At 28.7% G+C, this 24825-nt stretch carries 24 protein-coding genes; 9 read left to right on the top strand and 15 right to left on the bottom strand.

The window, feature by feature from the left end:
• Positions 1–60: 60 nt before the first annotated feature.
• The gene (gene rarD, locus ACZ5VL_RS03720; RefSeq protein ID WP_464200012.1) at positions 61–939 is read left to right on the top strand and encodes an EamA family transporter RarD; all 879 of its coding nucleotides are present in this window, start codon (positions 61–63) and stop codon (positions 937–939) included.
• Complete coding sequence (locus ACZ5VL_RS03715) at positions 936–1352, top strand: hypothetical protein (protein ID WP_464200011.1); 417 nt, start codon at positions 936–938, stop codon at positions 1350–1352. The genes rarD and ACZ5VL_RS03715 overlap by 4 nt, the downstream gene beginning before the upstream one ends.
• On the opposite strand, the gene ACZ5VL_RS03710 is transcribed toward ACZ5VL_RS03715, so the two are convergent.
• The 15 genes from ACZ5VL_RS03710 to ACZ5VL_RS03640 all read right to left on the bottom strand — a co-directional run bounded on the left by ACZ5VL_RS03710 (position 1353) and on the right by ACZ5VL_RS03640 (position 19725).
• Positions 1353–6212 carry a RecQ family ATP-dependent DNA helicase gene (locus ACZ5VL_RS03710; protein ID WP_464200010.1) on the bottom strand — a complete coding sequence of 1620 codons (4860 nt, stop codon included), beginning with the start codon at positions 6210–6212 and terminating at the stop codon, positions 1353–1355.
• Positions 6213–6319: 107 nt separating this feature from the next.
• Positions 6320–7297, bottom strand: coding sequence for a glycoside hydrolase family 3 N-terminal domain-containing protein (locus tag ACZ5VL_RS03705; RefSeq protein ID WP_464200008.1), 978 nt, complete (start codon positions 7295–7297; stop codon positions 6320–6322).
• A complete protein-coding gene (locus tag ACZ5VL_RS03700) occupies positions 7294–8187 on the bottom strand; it encodes an NAD(P)H-dependent glycerol-3-phosphate dehydrogenase (protein WP_464200006.1) in 894 nt (297 codons plus the stop codon). The genes ACZ5VL_RS03705 and ACZ5VL_RS03700 overlap by 4 nt, the downstream gene beginning before the upstream one ends.
• Positions 8184–9602, bottom strand: coding sequence for an Asp-tRNA(Asn)/Glu-tRNA(Gln) amidotransferase subunit GatB (gene gatB, locus ACZ5VL_RS03695; protein ID WP_464200004.1), 1419 nt, complete (start codon positions 9600–9602; stop codon positions 8184–8186). The genes ACZ5VL_RS03700 and gatB overlap by 4 nt, the downstream gene beginning before the upstream one ends.
• A gap of 95 nt (positions 9603–9697) precedes the next feature.
• Positions 9698–10375, bottom strand: coding sequence for a F0F1 ATP synthase subunit A (locus tag ACZ5VL_RS03690; RefSeq protein ID WP_464200002.1), 678 nt, complete (start codon positions 10373–10375; stop codon positions 9698–9700).
• 65 nt (positions 10376–10440) lie between these two features.
• A complete protein-coding gene (locus ACZ5VL_RS03685) occupies positions 10441–11886 on the bottom strand; it encodes a Mur ligase family protein (protein WP_464200000.1) in 1446 nt (481 codons plus the stop codon).
• 9 nt (positions 11887–11895) lie between these two features.
• Positions 11896–12627 (bottom strand): alpha/beta fold hydrolase, encoded by a 732-nt coding sequence (locus tag ACZ5VL_RS03680; RefSeq protein ID WP_464199999.1) that lies wholly within the window; start codon positions 12625–12627, stop codon positions 11896–11898.
• Complete coding sequence (locus tag ACZ5VL_RS03675; RefSeq protein WP_464199997.1) at positions 12617–12847, bottom strand: type II toxin-antitoxin system Phd/YefM family antitoxin; 231 nt, start codon at positions 12845–12847, stop codon at positions 12617–12619. Before ACZ5VL_RS03675 ends, ACZ5VL_RS03680 begins: the two co-directional genes overlap by 11 nt.
• 58 nt (positions 12848–12905) lie before the next feature.
• Positions 12906–13937, bottom strand: a complete 1032-nt coding sequence (locus tag ACZ5VL_RS03670; protein WP_464199996.1) for a D-alanine--D-alanine ligase — start codon at positions 13935–13937, stop codon at positions 12906–12908.
• Between the two features lie 2 nt (positions 13938–13939).
• On the bottom strand, positions 13940–14506 hold the full coding sequence (gene ruvA, locus ACZ5VL_RS03665; protein WP_464199995.1) for a Holliday junction branch migration protein RuvA: 567 nt from the start codon (positions 14504–14506) through the stop codon (positions 13940–13942).
• Complete coding sequence (locus tag ACZ5VL_RS03660) at positions 14503–16365, bottom strand: flagellar assembly protein A (protein ID WP_464199993.1); 1863 nt, start codon at positions 16363–16365, stop codon at positions 14503–14505. The genes ruvA and ACZ5VL_RS03660 overlap by 4 nt, the downstream gene beginning before the upstream one ends.
• Positions 16366–16374: 9 nt before the next feature.
• Complete coding sequence (locus ACZ5VL_RS03655) at positions 16375–16935, bottom strand: hypothetical protein (RefSeq protein WP_464199991.1); 561 nt, start codon at positions 16933–16935, stop codon at positions 16375–16377.
• Positions 16936–16947: 12 nt separating this feature from the next.
• Complete coding sequence (locus ACZ5VL_RS03650) at positions 16948–17880, bottom strand: MlaD family protein (protein WP_464199989.1); 933 nt, start codon at positions 17878–17880, stop codon at positions 16948–16950.
• The gene (locus ACZ5VL_RS03645) at positions 17870–18613 is read right to left on the bottom strand and encodes an ABC transporter ATP-binding protein (RefSeq protein WP_464200252.1); all 744 of its coding nucleotides are present in this window, start codon (positions 18611–18613) and stop codon (positions 17870–17872) included. Before ACZ5VL_RS03645 ends, ACZ5VL_RS03650 begins: the two co-directional genes overlap by 11 nt.
• A gap of 5 nt (positions 18614–18618) precedes the next feature.
• Positions 18619–19725 carry an MlaE family ABC transporter permease gene (locus ACZ5VL_RS03640; RefSeq protein WP_464199987.1) on the bottom strand — a complete coding sequence of 369 codons (1107 nt, stop codon included), beginning with the start codon at positions 19723–19725 and terminating at the stop codon, positions 18619–18621.
• 157 nt (positions 19726–19882) lie between these two features.
• Between ACZ5VL_RS03640 and accD the strand changes: the two genes are divergently transcribed.
• Genes accD through ACZ5VL_RS03605 form a run of 7 tightly spaced genes read left to right on the top strand, consistent with a single transcriptional unit; the run spans position 19883 to position 24823 of the window.
• Positions 19883–20734: an acetyl-CoA carboxylase, carboxyltransferase subunit beta gene (gene accD, locus ACZ5VL_RS03635; protein WP_464199985.1), complete on the top strand. Its 852-nt coding sequence runs from the start codon at positions 19883–19885 to the stop codon at positions 20732–20734.
• Positions 20735–20736: 2 nt separating this feature from the next.
• Positions 20737–21186: a 23S rRNA (pseudouridine(1915)-N(3))-methyltransferase RlmH gene (locus tag ACZ5VL_RS03630; RefSeq protein ID WP_464199983.1), complete on the top strand. Its 450-nt coding sequence runs from the start codon at positions 20737–20739 to the stop codon at positions 21184–21186.
• A gap of 9 nt (positions 21187–21195) precedes the next feature.
• Entirely contained in the window at positions 21196–21558 is a 363-nt protein-coding gene (gene dksA / locus ACZ5VL_RS03625; protein WP_464199981.1) for an RNA polymerase-binding protein DksA, read from the top strand.
• Between the two features lie 2 nt (positions 21559–21560).
• Complete coding sequence (locus ACZ5VL_RS03620; RefSeq protein WP_464199979.1) at positions 21561–22571, top strand: hypothetical protein; 1011 nt, start codon at positions 21561–21563, stop codon at positions 22569–22571.
• Positions 22568–23485, top strand: coding sequence for a tRNA dihydrouridine synthase (locus ACZ5VL_RS03615; protein ID WP_464199978.1), 918 nt, complete (start codon positions 22568–22570; stop codon positions 23483–23485). The genes ACZ5VL_RS03620 and ACZ5VL_RS03615 overlap by 4 nt, the downstream gene beginning before the upstream one ends.
• A gap of 3 nt (positions 23486–23488) precedes the next feature.
• Positions 23489–24103: a recombination protein RecO gene (recO, locus tag ACZ5VL_RS03610; RefSeq protein WP_464199976.1), complete on the top strand. Its 615-nt coding sequence runs from the start codon at positions 23489–23491 to the stop codon at positions 24101–24103.
• Positions 24104–24823: a class I SAM-dependent methyltransferase gene (locus ACZ5VL_RS03605; RefSeq protein ID WP_464199974.1), complete on the top strand. Its 720-nt coding sequence runs from the start codon at positions 24104–24106 to the stop codon at positions 24821–24823.
• Positions 24824–24825 lie beyond the last annotated feature (2 nt).

Here is a 24825-nt window from a genome sequence, read left to right as displayed (position 1 = left end):
ATTTTTTAAACTTAAAAAGCAGATTTAAAACATATTAGATGTAAACGAAAGAGTTATTTGATGAATACACAAAATGAAACCAAAAAAGGCCTTATATACGGACTTGCTACATTTATAATGTGGGGAACTTTTCCTATATATTTTAAATTTTTACAACATATTGGATCTGTTGAAATTCTAGCCCATAGGATTATTTGGTCTTTTGTGATACTTATAGTTCTTCTTAGAATTAAACATAAACTTTCAAATTTAAAAATACTACTAAAAGACAAAAAATTAGTTTTTATGCTGTTTTTATGCGGTGTTTTGATAGCGACAAACTGGGGAATTTTTATATATGCTGTGATGACAGATAGAATTTTACAAACAAGTTTAGGGTATTTTATAAATCCACTAATTTCTATATTGCTTGCTGCAATTTTTCTAAAAGAAAAACTTTCTCTTGCTGCTAAATTTTCTGTATTTTTAGCTTTTATTGCTATTTGTATACAAGTTATTTCTATGGGGGAACTGCCACTTATTTCTATTATTTTACCGCTTTCATTTGCAATTTATGGTTTACTTCATAAAAAGGTAAGCGTTCCATCACTTGAAGGACTTTTTATAGAAACTATGCTTATTTTTCCAATAGGAATGCTTTATCTAACATATCTTGGTATAAACCATCAAGGTTCATTTGGATTTAGCTTGGATGGAATTTTACTTATAATATCTGGACTAGTTACTATTTTACCACTTCTTACATTTAACTCAGCAGCACTTAGGCTAAATCTTTCTACAGTAGGCTACATGCAATACATATCTCCAACTATAAGTATGCTTATAGCTGTTTTTTTGTATAATGAAGAACTTGGAATTAGTAAATTAATAAGTTTTGGTCTTATTTGGCTTGGACTTTTTATAGTAAGTTTTGATAGCATGAAAAGGAAAAAACAGTGAATTTAGGTCTTATGATAACAATTGCGGCAATAGCTAGCATAATTATGTATATTCAGATAAAAAAACTAACCAAAAAAATTGACAGCAATCCAAATGATATTAGCGTTTATATAAACTTCTGTGATGCAATTTCTCGTGAACTAACTGCGTTAAAAAGTAATTTCTTAAACGAAGATAGTTTAAATTTGATAAGCAAAAGTGAATTTGATGAGAAAATAGATGATTTTATAAAAGAGCTTGAGTTTATAAAAACAATGAATGCAAATCGCCAAGATAGCAGTGTTTGGGAAAATGCACTTTTTACCTTCCTAGATAAGATTGATAAATTTATAAGCGAAAATACCAAAAATGGTGAAAAAAATGCAGATGAGCTACGAAATAGGCTTATGGTGAATTATAATAACTCTAATTAACTATTTTTTCATTTCAACAACGCAAAGTGGTAATATTTGCCATTTATCATTTTTATCTTTATACCAAAGTAGATATTTAATCTTAGCTTTTTCAATTAGCTTAAAATTTCTATTTTCGTATTTTATGATAGTTTCGCTAAGTCTATCTTTACCATTTTCTGGTTTTGAAAGCTGTGCCACCAAAAAAGTATTGTTTGCAAAAAATTTAATCTTGTTCGAATCTTTTTTAACATTTAGAGTATCGCCTGCTCTTAGTCCGAGCTTTTGTATATTTTCTTTTGCTCCTTCTAGTGAAATATAAAGATCTCCAATTCCCATAAAAAACTGTATTTTATTTTGTGATATACTCTCACAAGAGCTTTTTGAGGTAAGTAAATCGCTGCTAACTTTTAAATTTGAAAAGATATAAAGACGACTTTTTGCTCTACTTATGCCCACATAAAACAGCCTTTTTTCATATTCATCTTTTAAAATATCAAAATTTTTTATTAGATAAACACTATCGAATTCTCGACCTTTGGCTTTATGTATAGTACTAACAATCACTCCTTTTTGCTCTGTTTTATACTCTCCCATTGTAGCATCATCTAAAAATTGTTCAAATTTAATAAAAATAAGCTCTTTATTATTAATTATCTCTTCATTATAACTTTTAAAAAACAGTAAAGCAGTTTTTACCATTTCGTAATTTGGAGTTTGATAAAATTCTTTATTAAAATTATCAAATGCTATATCAAAATCATTTTTTTCAAGCTCATTTTTAAAAAATATAAACTCATCAATATATCCAAATTTAAAGCTATCATCGTCGTCTAAAAGTGCTTTTGCTATTATGCCATTTTCTTTTAAGTTGCTTTGCATAAGCATGGCATCCTTGTTGCTTCTTACTAAAACAGCGATACTGTCTTTTTTTAAAACAATGTCTTCTTTGATAAAATCAACCAAATTTGGCAAATCATCTCTAAAATCAAATACTTTCACTTCTCCTTCGTCTTTTTTGTATGAAATAAGCGGATCTATTTTTAGTCTATTTTTTAAAAACTCATTAGTAAAATCATTACAAAATTGAACTATTTTTTTACAGCTTCTATAGTTCGTATTTAAACAAAATTTAGTCGGTTCTTTATACTCCTCATCGGTATCAAATTTACCAAAATTATCACTAAAATCTTTTATAAAAGCAACTTTTGACATATCATTACCAAAATTTTTAATACACTGATCATCATCGCACACAGCGATAATCTTTTTTTCACCACTCATTTTTTTATAAATTTCTTTAATGAACTCGTAGCTATATTCCCCAATATCTTGAAACTCGTCAAGCATTAAAGTCTCTACATAGTCCAAATTTATGCTACTGTTTTTTAAAGCCGCAGTTGTTTTTTGTATAGAGTTAATATTTGTTAGCTCTTCACCATTAATTTCACTATTAATATTTGTATCTAGCAAATCTAAAGCAAAAGAGTGAAAAGTTTTGATTTTTATGCCATTTGCATTAGCCCCTATCAGTTTTTTTATGCGATTTCTAAACTCTACAACAGCAGATTTAGAAAAAGTAAGCATCAGAAAATGTTCACTTTTTACACCATCACGCATTATAGATGCTGCCATTTTATGCACAAGCGTCTTTGTCTTACCACTTCCAGGACCAGCCAATACCATTATTTTTTTATTAGTTGAATCAAAAACTTGCTTTTGCTCATTATTTAAACTTTTTAAAATTTCCTTATATTTTTCTGGAGTCATGGGTATCTTCAACTCTTTTATATTAAATTTATACTTTTTTAAAAACTCTTCATACTTTAAGCTAAAATAATCGCCTATAAAATCATTTATTACTAGTTTATTACCATCTTTCAAGATATCTAAAAATCTTTTTTGTATATGAAGGGCATCAACCTTTAGCTCATAAAATCTCTTTAATTTTTCATAATCTTGAGTTTTTGTATATTGCCAATTTTTATCTTTTGTGATAAGTTTTTTTATTTTGTATTTTTTTAGATAAATCAATCTTCCATTTTTTAAAACTAAACTCTCTTTTAATAAATCAGATAAGCTTGTAATAGAGTTATAAAAGATATTTTTTGTTTTAGAAGTTAGTTTATTTGCAAAAATTTTATTTTGCAAATCTCCAAGATCTAGTTCTATATCTTTTGCATTTTCATCTATATTGCTAATGATAAATTTCCAAATTCTAATCCTCATTTCTATTATATTTTTAAAATGTTCAAATTTATCAATTTTTATGTCGCAATTATCCCTATAAAAGCTAGTTTCAAAAGTTATTTTTTGATCTAATTGCGCTAGAGACTTAAAGCTTTTTAAAATATTTTTTCTAAGTTTGTTATTTTTCTTAATGCTAAACACTATTCTATTTTGTTCTATAAAATCGCCCATCTCTTTAAGTAACTCATCTTGAGCTTGCAAAATTTTTTCGAATTTAGATTTTATATCGTTTTTAACCTCTATTTCGATAGAATTTTTGAAATCTATTATATTTAGTTTATTTAGAGTTATTAAAACAGACTCCATCTCACTTTCTTTTGCACCTATCAAACCAGCAAGATCAGATAGCAGTATTGGTTCTTTTTTGCTTCTTCCAGCAAGTGAATGAACAACACTTTTTGCAAAAACTTTATTTTCTATTGTGCTGTTTTTATCAATCTCTTCTATAGCTTCGTTTATTTTAAAATTTGAAGAATTTGCAAAAATACGGACATTATCTCTTTTTCTTTCAATCATATTTGCTTTTTCAAGCTCCAAAATAGCAGTTTTTACAGCAATATCACCATTATCCTCATTTTCTACACCCATTATTTTTTCGATTTCTTTTGGTGATACAAAAATTTCATTACTATTTTGATTTTTGATAAAATCTGATACATCTTTAATCTGTTCAAATTTGATTTTTGTGCGATTTAACATATTAAACTGTTTATCAAAGTCATCAAGTGAATATATCGCTATACATGATGCTCTAATTTTTTCATCCCTTGCACCACGCCCGCTTTCTTGAAGATAACTTTCTAAATTTGCAGATTGTTCATAATGGATGACATTTTTTATATTTGACTTATCAATCCCCATACCAAAAGCAGTTGTAGCAATGATTATATCTATATCATCACAAATAAAATCTCTTAAAATTTCATCTTTATCTCTACCAGTTCTTTTATTGTTTTTTATCTCAGCATCGATATTCGCATAAAATGGCTCTATACGGTAATTAATAAATTTATTCTCATTTTTTAGTTTTTCGCAAAGCTCTCTTGCGCCTTTTGCATTTTGTGGTAGATATATAATAGTTGGTTCTTTTTTCAATACCTCTTTTAGCTTTTTATATTTTTCTTCTTCATTTTCTACAAAATAAGCAAAATAGTCCAAATTTGATCTTAAGCTTGTTGCAACAAACTCATCTAATTTACTATCTAATTTAGTGTTGAAATAGTATTTTATCTCATCTAGGACCTCTTTTTTTGCTGTTGCACTAAAACAAGAAACTTTTATATGCTTGTTAAATTCATTTTTTCTAAGTTCTTTTATCGTATCTGCTAAAAAGAAATAATCTTGCCTAAAATCATGCCCCCAACTAGACATACAGTGCGCTTCATCTATAACAAAACGATCTATTAAACGAGCGCAAATTACGCCAAATAAAGTGTTTGAGCGTAAAGATTCTGGTGATATATATAACAAATCAATGGTTCCATTTTTAATCTCATTTAAAATCTCTACACGACTTGCTGCACTTTGTCCACTTAAAGTAGCTACAAAAAACTCATCTTCAACTTTTGATTTTAAACTCTCTATATGATTTTGCATAAGTGCTACAAGAGGAGAAACTACTATAGTTAAAGCTTTATATGTTTTTGCTTTATAAAGTGCAGGGGCTTGAAAACATAAAGTTTTACCGGCTCCTGTTGGCAAAATAGCTATAAAATCTTTATCATCAAAAGCAGCATCTATTATGTCAAATTGTGATATCTTAAAATCATCAAAAAGACTTTTATCTTTTTTATCAAATTCTTTAAAATCAAAATTTTCTATTTTAAAATTAGTTCGACAAAAGTTTCTAATCTCTTCTTTATCTGGTTTTTTATAGCAAATAAGTTTATAAATTTCAACAATTTTTGGATAATTAAAAAGCAAAAAGCTTGAAAAAACAGATTTTTTACCACTTAACAAAAGTGATGTACAAAAAGCAGTTTCTAATGGATAATTATATAAAATATCGTCAAATTTATCTTTGTCTATAACAAATAAAACATTGGTTTTTTCACACTCAATTTTTATAAATTTATAAATTTCTATATCATTAAATACCATATTTTTATATAAAAAATATCCACTAAAAAATTTGTTTTTTGATAAAATCTTATAAAAAATCTCCCTTTTTTCTATGGGTAGTACATCAAAATCGCTATCAAGTTTATCAAAAAGTCCAAAAGCAAGAAGAGAATCCTCTAGAGGGTCATTTTCTATACATATATCCGTTATATATGGCTTTTCAAGCCTATGAGTAATAAGGCTTGGATATAATAAGAGCGAAAGATACAAAGTATCTATGAGTGGGATTTTGGTAAAAATTTCTGCTATTTTTATGTTTTGAGATGTAGAGTTTACTAAGTTTTTATGACCGTCATTAACTATTGGCAACATTTTTGAATCAAAATCTATAATATTGTGCCCACAAATAAACTCCGGATTATCATCGTCAATACTATCTATTAAACTTTGTAATGAGTTATTTTTGATCTCTTTTTTAGTTATAGGATTATAATATCCAATTTTATCAAGCCACAGTTTTTCACCAATGTTTCCTTTTATTTCAGCATCAATAAAGCAGATATTTTTCAAACTATATTCTCCAAAATAAATAGAATTTATTTTTAAGTTTTACATTATATCTTATTTTAAAAATATTTACTATGGTAAAATTTTTAAGTATGCAGTTAAAAACTTGTCTACTTTATTTTTTCTTTTAATTTTTGTATTCTAAGGTAAGAGTTTTCTATCTGTTCGCGTGATATCTTTCCATCGCTTACGGCTTTATCTATAGCATTTATTATCTCATTTGGTAAGCTTTTATTTCCTGATAAATTTGAACTTACAAATACCATGTCATTTCCTGCCATTATAGCTTTTATAGCACTTTGAAGAATATTATCTGAGTTTTTTAATAAATCATCGCTAAGTATAATACCCTTAAATTTTAGCTCATTTCTTAAGATTCCATTTAAAATAGTCTTTGAAAAATATGCCTCATTATTTGGATCCAAATTTGCAAATTTAGCACTAGAACTCATTATGATATCAGCTTTGTCTCTTGATATCATATCGAAATACACTTTTAACTCTTTATAGTCAAAATTCGCTCTACTTTCTTTACTTGGAAAAAACCTCATAGCTGATACGATATTTTGCTCACCAAAGATATCTATAAAGTCGTTTGCATAAGCGCTAAGATCACTGTTTTTTAAATTTGAGCTTTTTACATTGTTAACATTTGGAGACAAACTTAAATTTATAGTACAGTCGTTCATCTCTTTTGCGATATTTGTATATAAAGTTTTTACTGGCTTTGAATTTAAGGCTAAGTTTTCTAGCAAATCATAACCTATATAATCACTATTTAGGTTGTATGTAGCTTTTTCATCTATGCCGATAAATGGAGGAAGGGTTGTTGAAATATGCCTAAGTTTTTTTATTATAAATAAAAACTGCTCTTTGTTTTCAAAGTTTTTCTCAAGCAAAATAACGCCACCAATACGACCATAAGATAAATCTTTTAAAAGCTGTTTAAACTCTTTACTATCAACACTATATCCATCAAAGCCAGTAATTATCATCTGACCTATCATTCTTTTTAGAGATGGTTTTGTGTTATTTTGCTCACAAAACGCCATAGAAAAAATTAAGAAAATTACAAAAAATATTCTCATTTTTTCCTCAATAGATCACATAAACTATTAGTTGCGCTTTTGCCTTCTATCATCGAAACAACTTCATTTACTATAGGTGTATAAATATTATATTTTTGAGCTATTTTTTGTATAGCTTGAGCTGTTTCTACGCCTTCTGCAACTTCATTTATCTCATTTAAAATGCTTTTTATATCTACATTTTGCGATAAACCAAGCCCTACCCTATAGTTTCTTGAAAGTACACTCGAAGCAGTTAAAAATAGGTCTCCTGCTCCACTTAGTCCCATAAATGTTTCATCATTTGCACCAAAAAACTTACCAAATCTTGACATCTCTATAAGTCCTCTTGCGATAAGACTTGCTCTTGCATTATTTCCAAGCTTCAAACCATCGCAAACACCACTTGCTATAGCTAAAACATTTTTATAAGCCCCACAAACCTCAGCACCTATAATGTCATCTGATGAGTAAATTTTCATATAACTAGATGGAAAAAGCTTAGCCATTTCATCGCACAAATTTAAATTTACAGAACTGATTACCAAAGCACAGGGAAGAGATACTAAAACCTCGCTAGCAAAACTTGGGCCTGAAAGATAGGCTAAATTATTCTTGTTTATAAACTTCTCAAAAATTTGATTTAAAAACAATCCAGTGCTAGCTTCTATACCTTTTGAGGCAACTAATATTTTTTGATTTTTATTTATAAAATGCTTACTTAAAAACTCTCTTGTATGTTGGCTTGATAGTGCAAAAACAAGCAGTTCCCTATCTATAGCTTTATCTATACTAACAAAACCTGGTATATCTCTATGTGTTCTAGATGTTATTACACAATCATTGTTTTTACTTAACGCGCTAAAAAGTGCGCTTCCCCACTTTCCTGCACCAATAACTGCTATTTTCATAGTTTTTGTTTTAGCAAATCATTTACTTTAGCTGGATTAAATGCGCCTTTTCCCGCTTTCATAACTTGACCTACAAAGAAGCCAAAAAGCTTATCTTTGCCACTTTTATACTCTGCTACTTTATCGCCATTTTGCACTAAAATCTCATCTATAACAGCTAAAATAGAACTATCATCACTAACTTGTTTTAAGCCAAGAGAATCTATAATATCATCGACTTCGCCACCTTTTTCTACCAACACATCTAAAATATCTTTTGCAGCTTTTTGCGATATTGTATCATCTTCGATTCTACCTATTAGTTTATTCATTGTTTTGCTATCAACTGGGCTAGTAGCTATCGTAACACCGTTTTTGAGTCTTCCAAGAAGTTCAACTGTAAGCCAAGTAACGCATAGTTTTGGATCATGCCCTGAGTTAATCAAATCCTCAAAGAAAAGCGCCATCTCATACTCACTTATTATAACTTGGGCATCACTTTCCTTTATACCAAGCTCACTAACATATCTTTGCTTTTTCTCATCTGGAAGTTCTGGAATTTTTTTACCCTGTTCTAGCACTTCATCTGGTATAATAAGTGGCAACAAATCAGGATCTGGAAAGTAGCGATACTCGGCACTATCTTCTTTTGAACGCATTGATCTTGTGCTTAGTGTTGTTGTGTTAAAAAGTCTTGTTTCTTGAACAACTTCTTTACAATAAACACCATCTTCCCATGCTGCTATTTGACGCTCAACTTCAAATTCTATCGCTTTTTGTATAAACCTAAATGAATTTAGATTTTTTATCTCAACTCTTGTATAAAGCTTCTCATCTCCCATTGGTCTTATGCTAACATTTACATCACATCTAAAACTTCCCTCTTGCATATTTGCATCACTTATGTTTAAAAATCTTAAAATTGCATGGAGTTTTTTTAGATATTCAACAGCCTCATCGCTACTTCTCATATCAGGCTCGCTCACTATCTCAAGAAGCGGGGTTCCGGCTCTATTTAAATCAACCAAGCTTCTATCATCTTCATGATTGTTTTTACCAGCATCTTCTTCAAGATGCGCTCTTGTTATACCTATTCTCTTGGTTTCATTATTTATATTTATAAAAAGCTCACCCTTTTCTACGATTGGTATGGTAAATTGTGAAATTTGATAAGCCTTTGGAAGATCTGGATAAAAATAGTTTTTTCTATCAAACATAGAACGTTTATTTACGGTTGCATTTATGGCAGCACCAAAGCTTATGGCTTTTTTTACAGCTTCTTTATTTAAAACAGGTAAAGCACCAGGAAGACCCAAACAAACCGGGCAAACATGTGTATTTGCCTTATCTCCAAAACTCGTAGAACATGAGCAGAAAATTTTTGTTTTTGTATTTAGTTGACAATGAACCTCTAGTCCGATAACTGTTTCAAACATAATAATAAACCTTTGCTAAATTTATAAAATAAAAATGATTTTATCTAAAAATTCTTTTAAATTTTATAAACTACAAAGGTTTTATGCAAAATATATCAGTGTTCGTCTATAATTACAGCACTTGCCAAATAAACATGAGTAAGTGTCATGAAAATAAATGCTTGCAATATACCCATCATAAATAGTAGTCCATATGGTATAAGAGGAACTATCCAAGGAGCAAGTGTTAGCATAACAAGTAAAAATAAGTCATCGCCTTTGATATTTCCAAAAAGACGGAAAGACAAAGATATAATGCGTGAAATGTGTGATATTATCTCTATTGGGAACATTAAAGGTGCAAGATATTTTGAAGGACCTGCAAAATGACCGAAGTATTTAAAAAAGCCATTTGCTTTTATGCCTTGATAGTGATAATAGAAAAATACACATAAAGCCAAAGTTAGTGTTAGATTAAGGCTTGCTGTAGGGGATTCAAATCCAGGTATTATACCTATCATATTGCTAAAAAATACAACCAAACCGATAGTTGCTACAAGTGGTAGATATTTTCTTGATAACTCTTCACTTCCAAATGTTTCTTTTCCCATTTTTATAACAAAACCAAGATAAACTTCCATTAAATTTTGAAAACCCCTAGGAACTAATTGCATAGATCTTGTAGACATTTTTGCAAGTAAAAGTATGATAAAAATAACTAAACATAAATGAAATGCATAGATAAAATTGTGATCATATGAGATATTACCAGCAAATAAGAAAATATCTTTCATTAAAAACCCTCTTTTAAAAAATAAAAATTTACGCTAATTGTAGCTAAAAATTTGTTAAATTTATTTTAAATGTATGATGGTGCATCATTTGAAAATAGTATCAAATCTCCAGCTTTTGTCTCTTTAGCTAGCAACATGGTTAACTTTGTTTTATCAGGACATAGAAAAACTTTAGTTTTTTGCAAGCCATTTTGTAAGACTTTTTGGTTTATAAGACCAGTTATGATGACAATATCAAAAACCTCATCCATGATTCTTGTAAGTTTTGCATTTTCTTCCTCATTACTTTCGATAATACCAGGAGTTACCAAAACTTTAGTACCCTCATACATTGAAACAAGCCTGTAGCTATCACTCATTCCTTTAAAATTTCCATTAAAACCATCATCTATGATTATTTTTCCGCCAGCTTCTATCTTTTGCAGCCTGTGTTCTACATTTTTAAGCTTTAAGATATTTTTAGTTATTTCATCTATACTTACACCCAAAAACTTAGCTATATGAACACAAACTGCTATATTTTCTACATTAAATTCCCCAAGAAGTGGCGAGCTAAAATTATAAATTTCATTACCAAATTTCATCTCAAATTCTAAACCGCTTAAATTTGCATTTTTTGATACTATGTTTTCATTGTAAATAACAATATTTTTAGATAAAGTTTCTTTTGTTGAGCTATGCAAAAAAGCTTGTTTTAATCTTGGAGAGTTAAGAGCTTCTAGTTTAGTTTTACGAATATTTTCTATGCTTTTAAAGTATTCAAGATGTTGAGGACCTATTTCTCCAACTACGACGATTTGAGGTTTTAAAAACTTAGCTATCTTATCTATATCACCTTTTAATCTTGCTCCTGCTTCAGCTATATAAATGCTAGTATTTTCGACCAAACACTCATTTATATCTTTTATAAGTCCGCCAAGTGTATTTACACTTCTTGGAGTTTTGTAGCAACTAAATTTAGAAGATAATACATCATATAAAAAGTTTTTTATGCTGGTTTTTCCATAACTTGCTGTTATCATGATGATTGTAAGATCTTGCATATTTGAAAGTTTTTTCATGGCTTTGTTTTTATAACCAAAAAATATTATTTTTTCAAAACCATAACTTAAACATAACGCTATTAGTATAGGAGATATAACAAAGACAATATTTCCAGTTTTATTCATCAAATACAAAAAGCCAAACACCGCAGAACTTGCAACCAAAAAGCCAAAATATCTTTTTACCCGCGCTGTAAAAACTAACTTTTTATCAAGCTTTTTGTGCCAAAAAAAGAGCATTGGCAGATATAAGATATAAAAATACACAGTAAAATATATGAAATTTATAGAACCCAAAACATAATAAACCAAAATTGGTACTATTAAAAACAAAATATGCCAAAGTGGTTTTGTAAAGTGAAAAATCACTCTTTCAATCTTATATGAAAACCATTGAAGTGTGGTTATAAGATAAAATCCAATCACTAAAGTTAAAATAAAAACTGTTAAAACTATGAATTTATCCAAATCCAAACCTTAAAAATGAGTCTCACTAAACTCGCTTAAAATAACATTGTTTATGAACTCACCATGAAGTAAAAAGAAAAAATGATCCCCACCCAACACGAAAAGTTCGCTATTTTTTATTAGTGAGTTTAGTCTTTCTCCACATTTTAAAGGTGTTGTTCTATCCTCTTTGCCCCAAAATATTAATGCTCTACCCTTATAAGCTCCAAAATATGGGCTATAGTCCTCATCTACAACCTTTTTTAGCGTTTCATACATCTCTTTACTCATACCAGCAACATCTTTTGTAGCAAAAAGTTTGTATAAAAATCCAAAACCAAGCATTTTAAATAGCTTAAATATAGCTATTTTTATCCTTACGCTTATTCTCTTTTTTATTACAATGCCAGCACTGCTTAACAAAACTAACATCTTTGGATTTAGTAAAACGCCTATTTTACCACCAAAAGAATGTCCCACAACCATATCTTTAGTTGAGTTTAGCTCATTTAGAAATTTAAAAATTATTTTTGCATAATCTTTTGTATTTATAGCCCCATTCATCGAACTTTTTCCAAATCCTGGCAAATCTATATAAATATGTCTAAAATCTTTAAATTTAGAGCCAAAAGCCTTTATCATAATCTCTTTACTAGCACCCCAACCATGCAAAAAAATTATATCTTTTTGTTTGTCATTATTTAAAATTTCATAGCTAATATTATATTTTTTAAAACCAGCCTTTATTTCTTTAATCGCCAATTTCGTCCTTTTTTCTATTTGAGTAAATTTGCTCTAACAAAACTACTGCATTTTGAAGCCTTTCATACTCTTTCATGCTAAGAAGTACGGATTCAAATTTGCTATTTTTTACAATAATTACTCTTTTAAGCTCGCCATTGTCTACTTTTTTCATTACCGTAGCAAAGTTTCTTACAACTTCTGTAGCCGTGTAAATTTCATCTTTATCAAACGATGCCATGCTAAACCTTTACATAAAATAATATGTAAAATTTAGCAATAATTTAATTAATTTATCGTTAAAGCTTACCTTTTGCCGAAGTTATAGAGTTTATAAATTTATAATCTATGTCAATTTTTCTAGGTTTTGGTGTGTTTTTAACTAAATCTAAAAGTACACTTTCAAAATCACTAAAAAGATAGTTTGCTAAACTTCCTGGATTCGGATTTATCTCGTTTAAGAAAATTCTATTTTCATGATAGAAAAAATCACATCTTATAAGTGCACCTTCAAAAGTATTACCATAAACTTTATCAAAAGTTGCATAAAATTCATTTTCTAGCTCTAGCGTGATATCTGCTTTTTTGCTTCTATTTTCGTTTGAAAAGCTCATGTATTTTTGCTCAAAATCAAGCATTTTTGCCTTTTTTGGCTCTTCTACGATAGAGTGTATTATTTTTCCATCTATCTTGCATCCAGCCACATTAAATTCTCTTACACCCTCTATCAATGGTTCAACTAGCACCTCATCATCAAATTCAAAAGCTACATCCAAAGCATACTCTAGCTCACTATTATCATAAACCATACTTACACCAATAGAACTACCAAGTCTAAGTGGCTTTAAAATAATGGGAAACCCAAGTGTTGGTATCTCACCTCTTCTTATAATCTCATAAGGCAAAACCTCTACCTCAACTTTTTTTGCATAAAGTTTGGTTAACTCTTTGCTAAAGCTTAAAACACTTCCTTCTAAACGCGGACCAATATAATCTATTTCAAAAAAATCAAATAAAGCTGCAATTTTACCATCTTCACCATCACATCCGTGGATTAAATTTACAACACAATCGCTGTTTATTTTTTTGCTCATAATGCCTTTTGTAAAAAATCCGCCATTTCTAAGCTCAAGTTGTTTTGATTTTTCATATCTTTTTGAGCTAAAGAAATTTGCTTTCATATCTTTTTTATCTATTAGGTAAAAATTTCTATATTTATCACAAAAAATAAAATCCAACTCTGTTTTTAAGAGATTTTTCAAAGCAATAGCAGAAACTATACTTATCTCGTGTTCAAAACTAACTCCACCAAAAATCACCGATAATCTCATATTTATACCTTTGTTCCTAATATTTTTAATGCTTCTTTTATAATCTCTCCAGTTTCTTCGCTTTTGCATTCGTTAAGGACTTTTGAGATTTTATCTCGCTTAAATCCTAGCGTCTCAAGGGCTTGCATAGCCTCACTTTTGAAACTGTTACCATCATTATTATCAAGTATAATCTTTGCATCGCTTAGTTCAGCTATAATCCTTCTTGCAGTTTTTGGTCCAATACCAGGAACTGATTTAAATGCATCAGCATCACCGCTCATTATAGCCCCAGAAAAATTTTGTACACTAAGACTTGAGCATACAGCCATTGCAGTTGCTGCACCTATGCCATTTAATTTAACAAGCATCTCAAACATCTTTTGTTCATTTATATCTAAAAAACCGTAAAGCAAATTTGCATCTTCTCTTATAATTTGAGTTATCATTAGTTCTATCTTTTGGTTTTTTTCTAATTTACTATAAGTAAAAAGTGAAACAAAAATTCCATAACTAACGCCGCTACTAGTTTTTAAAACTACAAATGTTGGCTCTTTTTTACTTATAAGACCTTCAATTGCCCTTATCATTTCTCATAACCTTTATAAATATAATACTCCTCATCCATTCTCTCTTCGATCTTAAAAAGCTTTATAAAATCATTTTTTATAGTTACATAACTTAACTTATTTGGCGGATCAATCAAAACAAATATTATATCATTCATATCTTCCCAAGTTCCTTTAATTTTAATTTGTGCATCAAAAATTTTATTTTGTATATTTTTTAAATTTGCATGCGCAGCATCTTGGGTATATTTTTTATCTTTATATTCTGTTACTAAATCATTATAGTTTTTTATAAGAGCCTTATATTCTTTTAATTTCATAGTAAAAGCTGTTGGAACTTTTATATTTTTTTCTATAAATTTCCTAATCTGATCTTTTATTGTATTAATAGAATCCTTAGAATCATCTATGGTTGTTTTTATTTTTTTGATATCTTTTAATATTTTTTCTATTTCTAGTTCTAGTGTTTTAATCTCTGTTTGACAATTAGAAATTTGATCAGAATATGCATGTATAGCACTAGGATTTATGATAAGCTTATTTGAACTTCCTATATTTTGCCCAATTTCAATTAATTTTGAAGCAGTTATTGTTACATTTGATACAAGATTGTCTATATAAATTTCTTCCCCACTTATCTCTCCACCAAGAGCAGAACCGATACGAATAATTTTACCAAAAACTTTGCCTTTTTCTAAGCGACTTATATCACATTCATCGCAATTAAGTGTTCCTATATGAGTAGAAATTTTGGCTTGTTTTGCTTGTATTAATGAAGTAGAGTGTGTAACACCACCAACTTCTACTATATTTGCCGTTATTTTTGCCTCTTGTCCAATACTTCCAGATATTCTAATTTCACTTGTTTCTATGCTTATATTTGCACCTATTGCATCTTTATTGCTATCTTTTTGGGTAACATTTAGTTTTATATTGTTTTCAGTTCCAACACTAACTGAACCAGTATCTTTAAAACTCAAATTTGAAACTTCCAAGTCTTCTCTGATATCAAATTTTCCGCCCTCTTCTACAATATATCCTGCTTTTAAGGCAACAAATTTGATACTACTATCATCTTCTAATTTTTGTATATTCTCACTAAAAGAAATATTTGGATCATGAGTAGCAACTGGAGTAGAAATATCTAAACTTTTTCCAAAAACATCTCTTCCTGGAGTTCCTATTTTTGCTTTAATATATTCTATAATCGTTTCATCTTTTGAAACACCATATAAAAATCCACGCTCAGCATAATCTATATTTCCATCATCTTTTGTATTATCAATTTTATTTTTATAATGATAAACAAGATCATCGTCTATACTTGGGATAGGAAGAACACCGTGTGTTATAGTAAATTTATAATCCTTATCAATACTATTTTTTTGCCTTACAACTTCATTAATTTCTCTTATATTATCTATAAGCTCTTGATTCCTTATGCCTACTAAAATTCTACTAACAAGTAGTTTTTTGTTTATAAATTTTATCATTTCATCATAAAATTCATCATAATATCTAAGCTCTGGAATTGCTTTAACTATTCCTATTACTTTGGTAAAATTTTTATTTACAGCAAGTTTTATATCTGGAAGTTTTGGATAAACATGATCTCTTTTATCGTAAAAACTTAGCCTATATGATTGATAAAGTGATAAATCTTTATCTCTAAAAAATTTATCATCATTAAAAATGCTAAATTTGTCTGAGGTTATTGTTTTTTGCTCTAAAGCACCAATCTTATAAACACAAACCACAGAAAGCAGATCATAATCAATGTTTTTAGAATCTATTGAGTAAGTAGCACTAAGACTTTCCAACTCTTTTTTTAGATTATTTGTCTCTATGGTAATGGATTCTAAAAATTTATCACTTGCCAAAGCTTTTTCCTAAAATTTATTTTCTATATCATCCAAAATAGCATCTAAAGTAATGCTCATAGCCTTATTTATAGCATCCATTATATTATCCCCGCTAATACCAACCTCACTTCTTTTTATATCAGAAAACAGACTCTTTGTCTCTTTGTCTACAGAATACATCATCTCAAAAATAGCAACATTTCTACTTTTGTCTATTTGAAGGGTCAAAATTTCTGATTTGAAAATATACGCACCATTTTTCATAACTAATTTTGGCTCTATTTTACAACTAGAATAAAATGCCTTAAATATCGCTTTTCTTGCCATTTCAGAAGGTAAGGCAGCAAATTTAATACCATTTATTTTATCATATTTATATCCATTTTTTATATTAACAAATCTAGTATCAACTTCACTAGATGCTTTTATATTATCTATAAATAGCAATGTTTTTTCGCTATTATCAAGACATTTTTTGTCACCAGAATAATCCAAGATATAATAATCTTCTTTTGGTGCATTTTCCATTAATTTTAAATTACACCCATTAAAAAATATAAGCATTATACTTAAAAAAATATACCTCATTTTATCCCCTTTTTAATCTGTTGGCTGAGTATTTTTAAAGAAAAATTTATAAGGATCATCTTCTAATCTAAAAAGCATACTTTTTATCTCTTTTAGGACATCATGAAACTCTACCATAGTATTTGTTGTCTGATTTAGCGCTGGAAACATTATAGTCCTAAGGTTGTAATCATCACTTTCTATACGATGTTTTATCAAATCCTGATTTGCATTAAATAGCGCTAGAGTAGTATTTATATTATATATTAATCCATCTAAACCATCAGCAGTTTTTGACGCTCTTTCGAAAAATTTACCCATATTCACAGTTTCTTTTTCAATATTACTTGTTAATTTTTGTGTAGAATTTATAATATTATTAATTTTTTCTATATTTTCAAAACTCCCAACACTCGTAATAGAGTTGTTTAAAGTTGTTAAAATAGAATTTATTTTTGCAGCATTTTCGTCATTTAAAACTAAAGATATGCTGTGAAGTGCGTTGCTTAAATTCTCAGCTAACATCTCAGCATTTGAAGTAATCTTATCTATAAGTCCTGGAGCTAAAGTTATAATGGCTCTTTCATCTAATTTAAAAGACTCAGCCTGATCACTACCTTTACTTATATTTATATAAGGTATCCCGGTTATACCTTGAGACTCCACAACGGCTGTACTATCTTTTTTGACAGGAAGACCCTCATTTACATAAATTTCAATCTCTATAGTGGCTCTTTTTAAATTACTAAAATATATTCTTTTTACATAACCAGCAGGAACGCCTATAAATTTAACCTCTGTTCCATTTTTAATTCCACTAGGTAAAACCTGTGTTTGTATATAATAAGGTCTATATATATCTTCTTTATTTCCTTTTGTGTTCATCCACAATAAAAACATGGATATACAAAATACACAAGCAACAAAAAATATACCTACTATCGTATAAGAACTTTTATTTTCCATAATTATCCCTCATGTTAAATAATTCATCAAGAGGATTATTTTTTAAATCCTTAATCTCTTCTACATTACCCTCAAAAATTATTTTTTTATTTTCTATTATTAAAAAACGATCTAGTACACTAAAAATGCTATCAATATCATGAGTTACCATAACAACGGTAAGTCCCAAACTATCCCTAAGATCACATATTAGCTTATCAAAAGCCCTGGCACTCATAGGATCAAGTCCACTATTTGGTTCATCTAAAAAAAGTATTTCTGGACTAAGAACTAGAGCTCTTGCTAAAGAGGCTCTTTTTTTCATACCACCACTTAGTTCGCTTGGAAATAAAGTAGCTGTTTCCTTATTAAGCCCTACTTTTTGAAGCCAAAACATAGAAATTTCATTTATAATTTTATCTGGTATATCGCTATATTCCCTAAGTAAAACTCCGATATTATCCAAAATATTCATAGATGAATAAAGAGCACCAAACTGAAACATTACTCCGCATTTTAGTTTTAGTTTCATTTTATCTGCACTATTTAATGCCCAAATATCTTTACCAAAAATCTCTACAACGCCACTATTTGGCTCTTTTAGATAAAAAAGTGTTTTCATGAGTGTTGTTTTACCACTTCCACTTCCACCTAAAAAACCATAAATTTCAGATTTTTTTACATGAAAACTCACATTATCATGCATTACTTTTTTACCATAAGCAATAGTAAGATTTTTTCCTTCTATTATAATATCGCTCAAATTTTAAGCTCCATAAATATAATAGCAAATAGCGCATCTATTGCTATAACCCAAAATATAGCATTTACAACGCTTATTGTAGTAAATTTACCAACGCTTTCGGTGCTTCCACTTATCTCATAACCTCTTAAACAACCTATTATAGAAATAGCAGCTCCAAAAAATGGTGCTTTTATCATACCAACTAAAAAATGTTTTATATCGACCATATCTTTAAATCTATTTATGTAACTAGATGTAGGAATATCTAGTAACATATTACAAACCATCATTTGGCCTAGTATGCTAACAGCATCTGCAAGAAAAATAACAAGCGGAGTAACAGCAATCATAGCAATAACTCTAGGCAAAGTTAAATAATAAAATGGATCAAAGCCCATTGTTTTCATCGCATCTATTTCTTCTGTTATTTTCATTACGCCAATTTGCGCAGTAAAACTAGATGCGCTTCTACCAGCTATAACAATAGCTGCTATCATAGGACCAATTTCTCTTAAAGTAAGCATTCCCATAATTTCAACTATAAGCATAGTTGCACCAAAAGTTGAGAGCATTGCCGAGCCAAGGTATACCAAAACTATACCTATTAAAAAACTAGTTAGACAAACTATGAAAACAGAGTTTATGCCGCCAGTTTTGATATAATTTGAAATCTCAGCAAATTTAAAATGTTTGGGCTTTAAAATAGCTTTTATAAATTTTACAAAATACTCTCCTAAAAATGAACAAACCATCATAAAATCAAGATAAAAATCTACAATTTTTTTTCCAAGTTTTTCAAATGGATTTTGTCTAACGATTTTAGGAAAATAGTTAAAATCTATATTTTCATCATTTGTAAGATCAAATATTTTATCAAATTTTTCATTTGAGTTTATAAATTTTAGATTTAAACCATTTTTTTCTTTAAGATACTTAAAAAAAATAGCCATAGAATAATCTATGCTTTTTAAATTTTTCAAATCTAAAATTATATTTTTGCTTTTTTTTATAATTTTTTCAAAAATAGAAAAAACTCTCTTATCTATATTGTAATCCCAATTACCACTTAGCGATATTGTAGTGCTTTCACCACTTTTTTGATAAAATAAAAAATCATTCATTGTGATAAATTAAAAGCCTTTTTAGAAGTTTAGAAAACATAAAAATTTTATCATATTTTCACTTTAATTATATTAAAAAGTATAATATAAATTTATAACTTTATATAAGAATTTTTTTGATATAATGAAAAAATTTAAAAAAATATTGGTGATAATTATGGATTTTATTGATATCTTTTCTAAGATTAGAAGAAAACAAGCAGCTCCAAGTGATGCTCCTACTCACTGGATAAAATGTGATAAATGTCACTCTTTGATGTATTATAAGGAAATCGAAAATAGATTTAATGTCTGTCCAAAATGCGGACATCACATGCGTTTAGGTGCAAAAGATCGAATAAAACTTATGTGCGACGAACATAGTTTTATTGAGTATGATAGCGAATTATGTCCGACTGATCCTCTTAAATTTGTGGATAAAAAATCTTACAAAAAAAGAATTGCAGAAAATACCGAAAAAACTGGAAAAAATAGTTCAGTCATAAGTGGTGAGTGCAAGATAAATGATATAAGTGCTCAAATAGTAGTTTTTGATTTTTCTTTTATGGGTGGTTCTTTAGGCTCAGTTGAAGGAGAAAAGATAACAAGAGCCATAAAACGCTGTATAGAAAAAAGACAGCCACTTATAATAATTTCAGCAAGCGGTGGAGCTAGAATGCAAGAAAGCACTTTTTCACTTATGCAAATGAGTAAAACGAGCGCTGCTTTAAAACTGCTTGATAAAGAAAAACTCCCATATATTTCAATACTTACAGATCCGACAATGGGGGGTGTAAGTGCTTCTTTTGCTTGGCTTGGAGATATCATAATTGCTGAGCCAGGTGCACTTATCGGTTTTGCAGGACAAAGAGTTATAAAACAAACCATAGGTGCTGATTTACCTGAAGGCTTTCAAACTGCTGAATTTTTACTAGACCATGGGCTTATAGATGCAATAGTTGAAAGAAATGAACATAAAAAATTTGTAAGCGACATAATAAAAATGCTTATAAACAACCAAAAGTTTTAGAAATGGAAATTTTAATTAACTGTATTTCTAAAAGTAACGATTTTGAAGATGATATAAAAAGATATATAAAAATGTCATCAAAATATGCAAAAATTTCCGAAAATAATCTTTTTAATGATAAAATCTCAAAAGCTCAATTAGGCGGATACAAAACGGCTAGCATTGCTTACGATGAAGCCTATGAGCCACATTTATCAAATTTTAATATTGTTTTAGATGAAAATGGTAAAATGCTTAACAGTATAGAGTTTGCACAAATGATTAAAAACTATGCTAAAGTATCTTTTTTCATAGGCGGCGCTTATGGCTTGAGCGATGAATTTAAACAAAAAGCGCAAAAGCTAATTAGCTTAAGTAGATTAACAACTTCGCATTCAATAGCGAAACTTATGTTATATGAGCAAATTTTTAGAGCTCTTTGTATAAATGCGGGTCACCCATATCATAAATAAAGGTAAAAAATGAACAAAAAAGAACTAGCTAATTTCAAACAAATGCTTACAGATAAAAAAGAAAAAATCATTGAAAGCATAAATAACTCAACAGAAGAGTTAAGTGGACTTAGAGATAGTGGGGCTAGTGATGAATTTGATGTAGCTTCCATAAATACAGATCAGATAATATCTCAAGCTATAAATGAGCAACAAGCTAAAAATTTAGGAGAAATTAACTGGGCACTTAGTAAAATAGAAAATGGCAAATACGGCATTTGTGAAATGTGTGATGATGAGATAAGTATTGATAGATTAAAAATAAAACCTCATGCTAGATTTTGTATAGTATGTAGTGAAATGCTAGAAAAAATGCCAAAACGAAAAGGATAAAAATGAGAGCAAGAACATATATAGTATATTCTATTTTATATGCAGCTGTTGTTTTTATATTAGTTTATACACTAAATAACAACGAATATACAATTAACTTAATGGGCTTTAATATTAATTTATTGATAGCTACTTGGTTTGTGGTGCCATTATCTATATTTATACTATTATCTATCCTTCATATGGCTTATCAAAACTTTGAAATTTATCTAAAAAATAGAGCATTAAAAAGAGACACAAAAATTTACGACGAGATGGTAGGTGAAATAATGCTTGGTTTTGATAGTAATAAAGATTTTAAAACAAATGCTTTTGACAATGCAAGCGAGGTTTTAAAATCACTTTCACCTTGGAAAAATATAGATCATATAAACTCTAAAAATGAAGATTTAAAAGAAATTTTTAATGTAGTAAAAGATGCAAAAAATGGTATTCCAGTTGATATAAAAAAATATAAATTACCTAAAGATAACCCACTTTTTATCCAAAATGAACTAAATAAAATAAATATTTTATCGGATTATTATTTGGAAATTTTAAAATCAAATGACGAAAGTATAAATCCTAAATTAATTATTAAAGCTAAAGAAAAACTAATCGTAACTGGAAGTTACGAAAATGTAATGAAATATAATGAAAGTTTTTCAGATGCTAGCGCACTAATTTTAATAAACAGACATATAGATCAAAATGATAAATTTGAAATAAGACAAGATGATGTTTTAAATTTCCTTAAAAAATGTGACTTAACAGAGGATGATTTTATGGAAATTGCAAGAACACTTCATGGTAAATTTCCACCTGAAGCAATCATGCAAACGTTTAAAAATATCTCTTTGCAAAATCAAAAAGCTGAAAAAGCTTATATGTATATACTTTATGATTTACAAATGCTAGATGAAATTAGGGAGATTGTTGCTGGATCAGATAGCAATGACTATTTAGAATTTAAAACTATGCTCTTTTTAAGAGACAATGGACAGCAAGCACCGACAAAACTGTTTTTTAAATGATAGATTTTAGTAAAAAACCACTTTTTTTAGCCCCACTTGCCGGGTATTCCGATCCACCCTTAAGAAACGTTGTAAAGCGTTTTGGGTGTGATGTTACAGTTAGCGAGATGATAAGCGCAAATGCGCTTGCTTATGAAAATGACAAAACTTTAAAAATGTTAAAGCACTCACATCTAGAAAAGCCTTTTATCGTCCAAATTGAAGCATCAAATGTTGAGAGTATAAAAAATGCTATCTGCGTTTTAAACAAATATGATGATATAGATGGTATTGATTTAAACTGCGGTTGCCCTGCACCAAAGGTTGTAAAACAAAACGCGGGTTCTGCCCTTTTAAAAGATATATCTTTAATGCAAAGTTTGATACAAACCATAAAAAAATACTCAAAAAAACCTTATTTAAGTGTAAAAGTAAGAATAGGATTTGATGAGAAAATTCCAGTAATTATAGCAAAAGCTTGCGAAGAAGCTGGAGCTGATTTTATAACAATGCATGGTAGAACAAAAGTTGGAGGATTTTCATCTAAGGTTGATTATGAGGCTATAAAAGAAGCTAAAAAAAGTATAAAAATACCATTAATTGCAAATGGTAATATAGATGAAAATAATGCTCAAGAAATATTACAAACCACACATTGTGATGCTCTTATGATAGGTAGAGCAAGCATTGGAAAACCTTGGATATTTTACGAGATAAAAAATAAAAAAAGCATTGATAATAAGCTTAAAAAAGAGATTATACTTTATCATTTTGAGCAAATGCTAGAGCATTTTAAAGAACATGGGGTAGGGCTTTTTAGAAAACATTTGCATGAGTATTCAAAGGGAATGGATGGTGCATCAAATTTTAGAAATAATATAAATTTTGCAACAAACTCAGAAGATATGCATAAACTGATAGTGGAATTTTTCTAAACTATGCAAGGTTATATCATTCATACGCAAAAGTTGCGTGATGAAGATTTGATAGTTGAAATTTTAACCAAAGATTCTTTAGTAAAAACATATCGTTTTTACGGCGCAAGACATTCAAACATTATGCTTGGATACAAAATAGATTTCGAACTTATATCAAATTTGAAGTTTTTACCACAACTTAGAAGCGTTATGCATCTTGGTTTTAAATGGTTGCATGATAGAAATAGACTTATTATATGGCAACAGTTTACAAATTTACTCTATAAACATCTTAAAGATGCCCAAAACCTAGATAGCATATATTTTGATATAATTGAAAATATGGCTCATAAATTTAATAAAACAAACCCAAAGCGTGTAGTTATAGAAGCTTACATAGAAATTTTATTTCACGAAGGACGTTTAAATAAAAATATGATATGCTTTATTTGTGATGAAAAAATAGATTCTTATGTATCGTTGGTTAGAGGTTTTTTACCATCACACAAGATGTGCTCACATGCAGATGAGTTTAATATAAATCATATAAAAGATTTATTTGAGAAAAAAGAGTGTTCTTCAATAGATGATAGTGATATAAATAGGCTTTATGATATAATTTTACAAGGATTATAAATGCAGAATTTATGGGATAAAAAAGCAAAAACTTATACTAGATTTGATGGAAATCTAAGTGAATTTGGCAAAGAGTTATTTAGTAAGCTTGATGAATTTAATATAGACTTTAAAAATAAATCTATTTTAGATATAGGATGTGGAACTGGTGTATATTCGCTATATTTAGCTAAAAATGCAAAATTTATAACTTGCCTTGATAGTTCGCAAGAAATGCTAAAATACTTGCAAAATGATGCAAAAAAATTTAACATAACAAATATAAATATCATAAATGAAACATTTGATGAATTTAAAAGCAACGATAAATTTGATATAGCATTTTTAACTATGAGTCCATCCTTACAAGATAAAACTAGTTTTGATAAATTTATAAATTTAGGCAATCAAAAAGTCTATCTAAACTGGAATATTCCTAGGTATTCTTCGTTGATAGAGCCATTTTTAAAAAATGAAAGAAAAGCTAATTATGTAACTATTGCAAATGAGCTACAAAAGTATTTAGAAATTAAAGATATAGCCTATAAAATGCATATATTTCATGAAAAAAGAGAACTTAAAAGAGATTTTAATAGTGCTTATGAGAATATTTTATGGCATTTAGAAATAAACAAAATTAATATACAACCCGCGCTAATAAAAGATAATCTTCAAAAAATTTATAAAAATGATATAATTATAGAAACAGTAATCTCAGAAATGAAGCTTTTGGTTTTTTAGTA

The organism is Campylobacter sp. GTC17093, from assembly GCF_055397635.1.
This window is presented reverse-complemented; position numbering and strand designations above follow the sequence as displayed.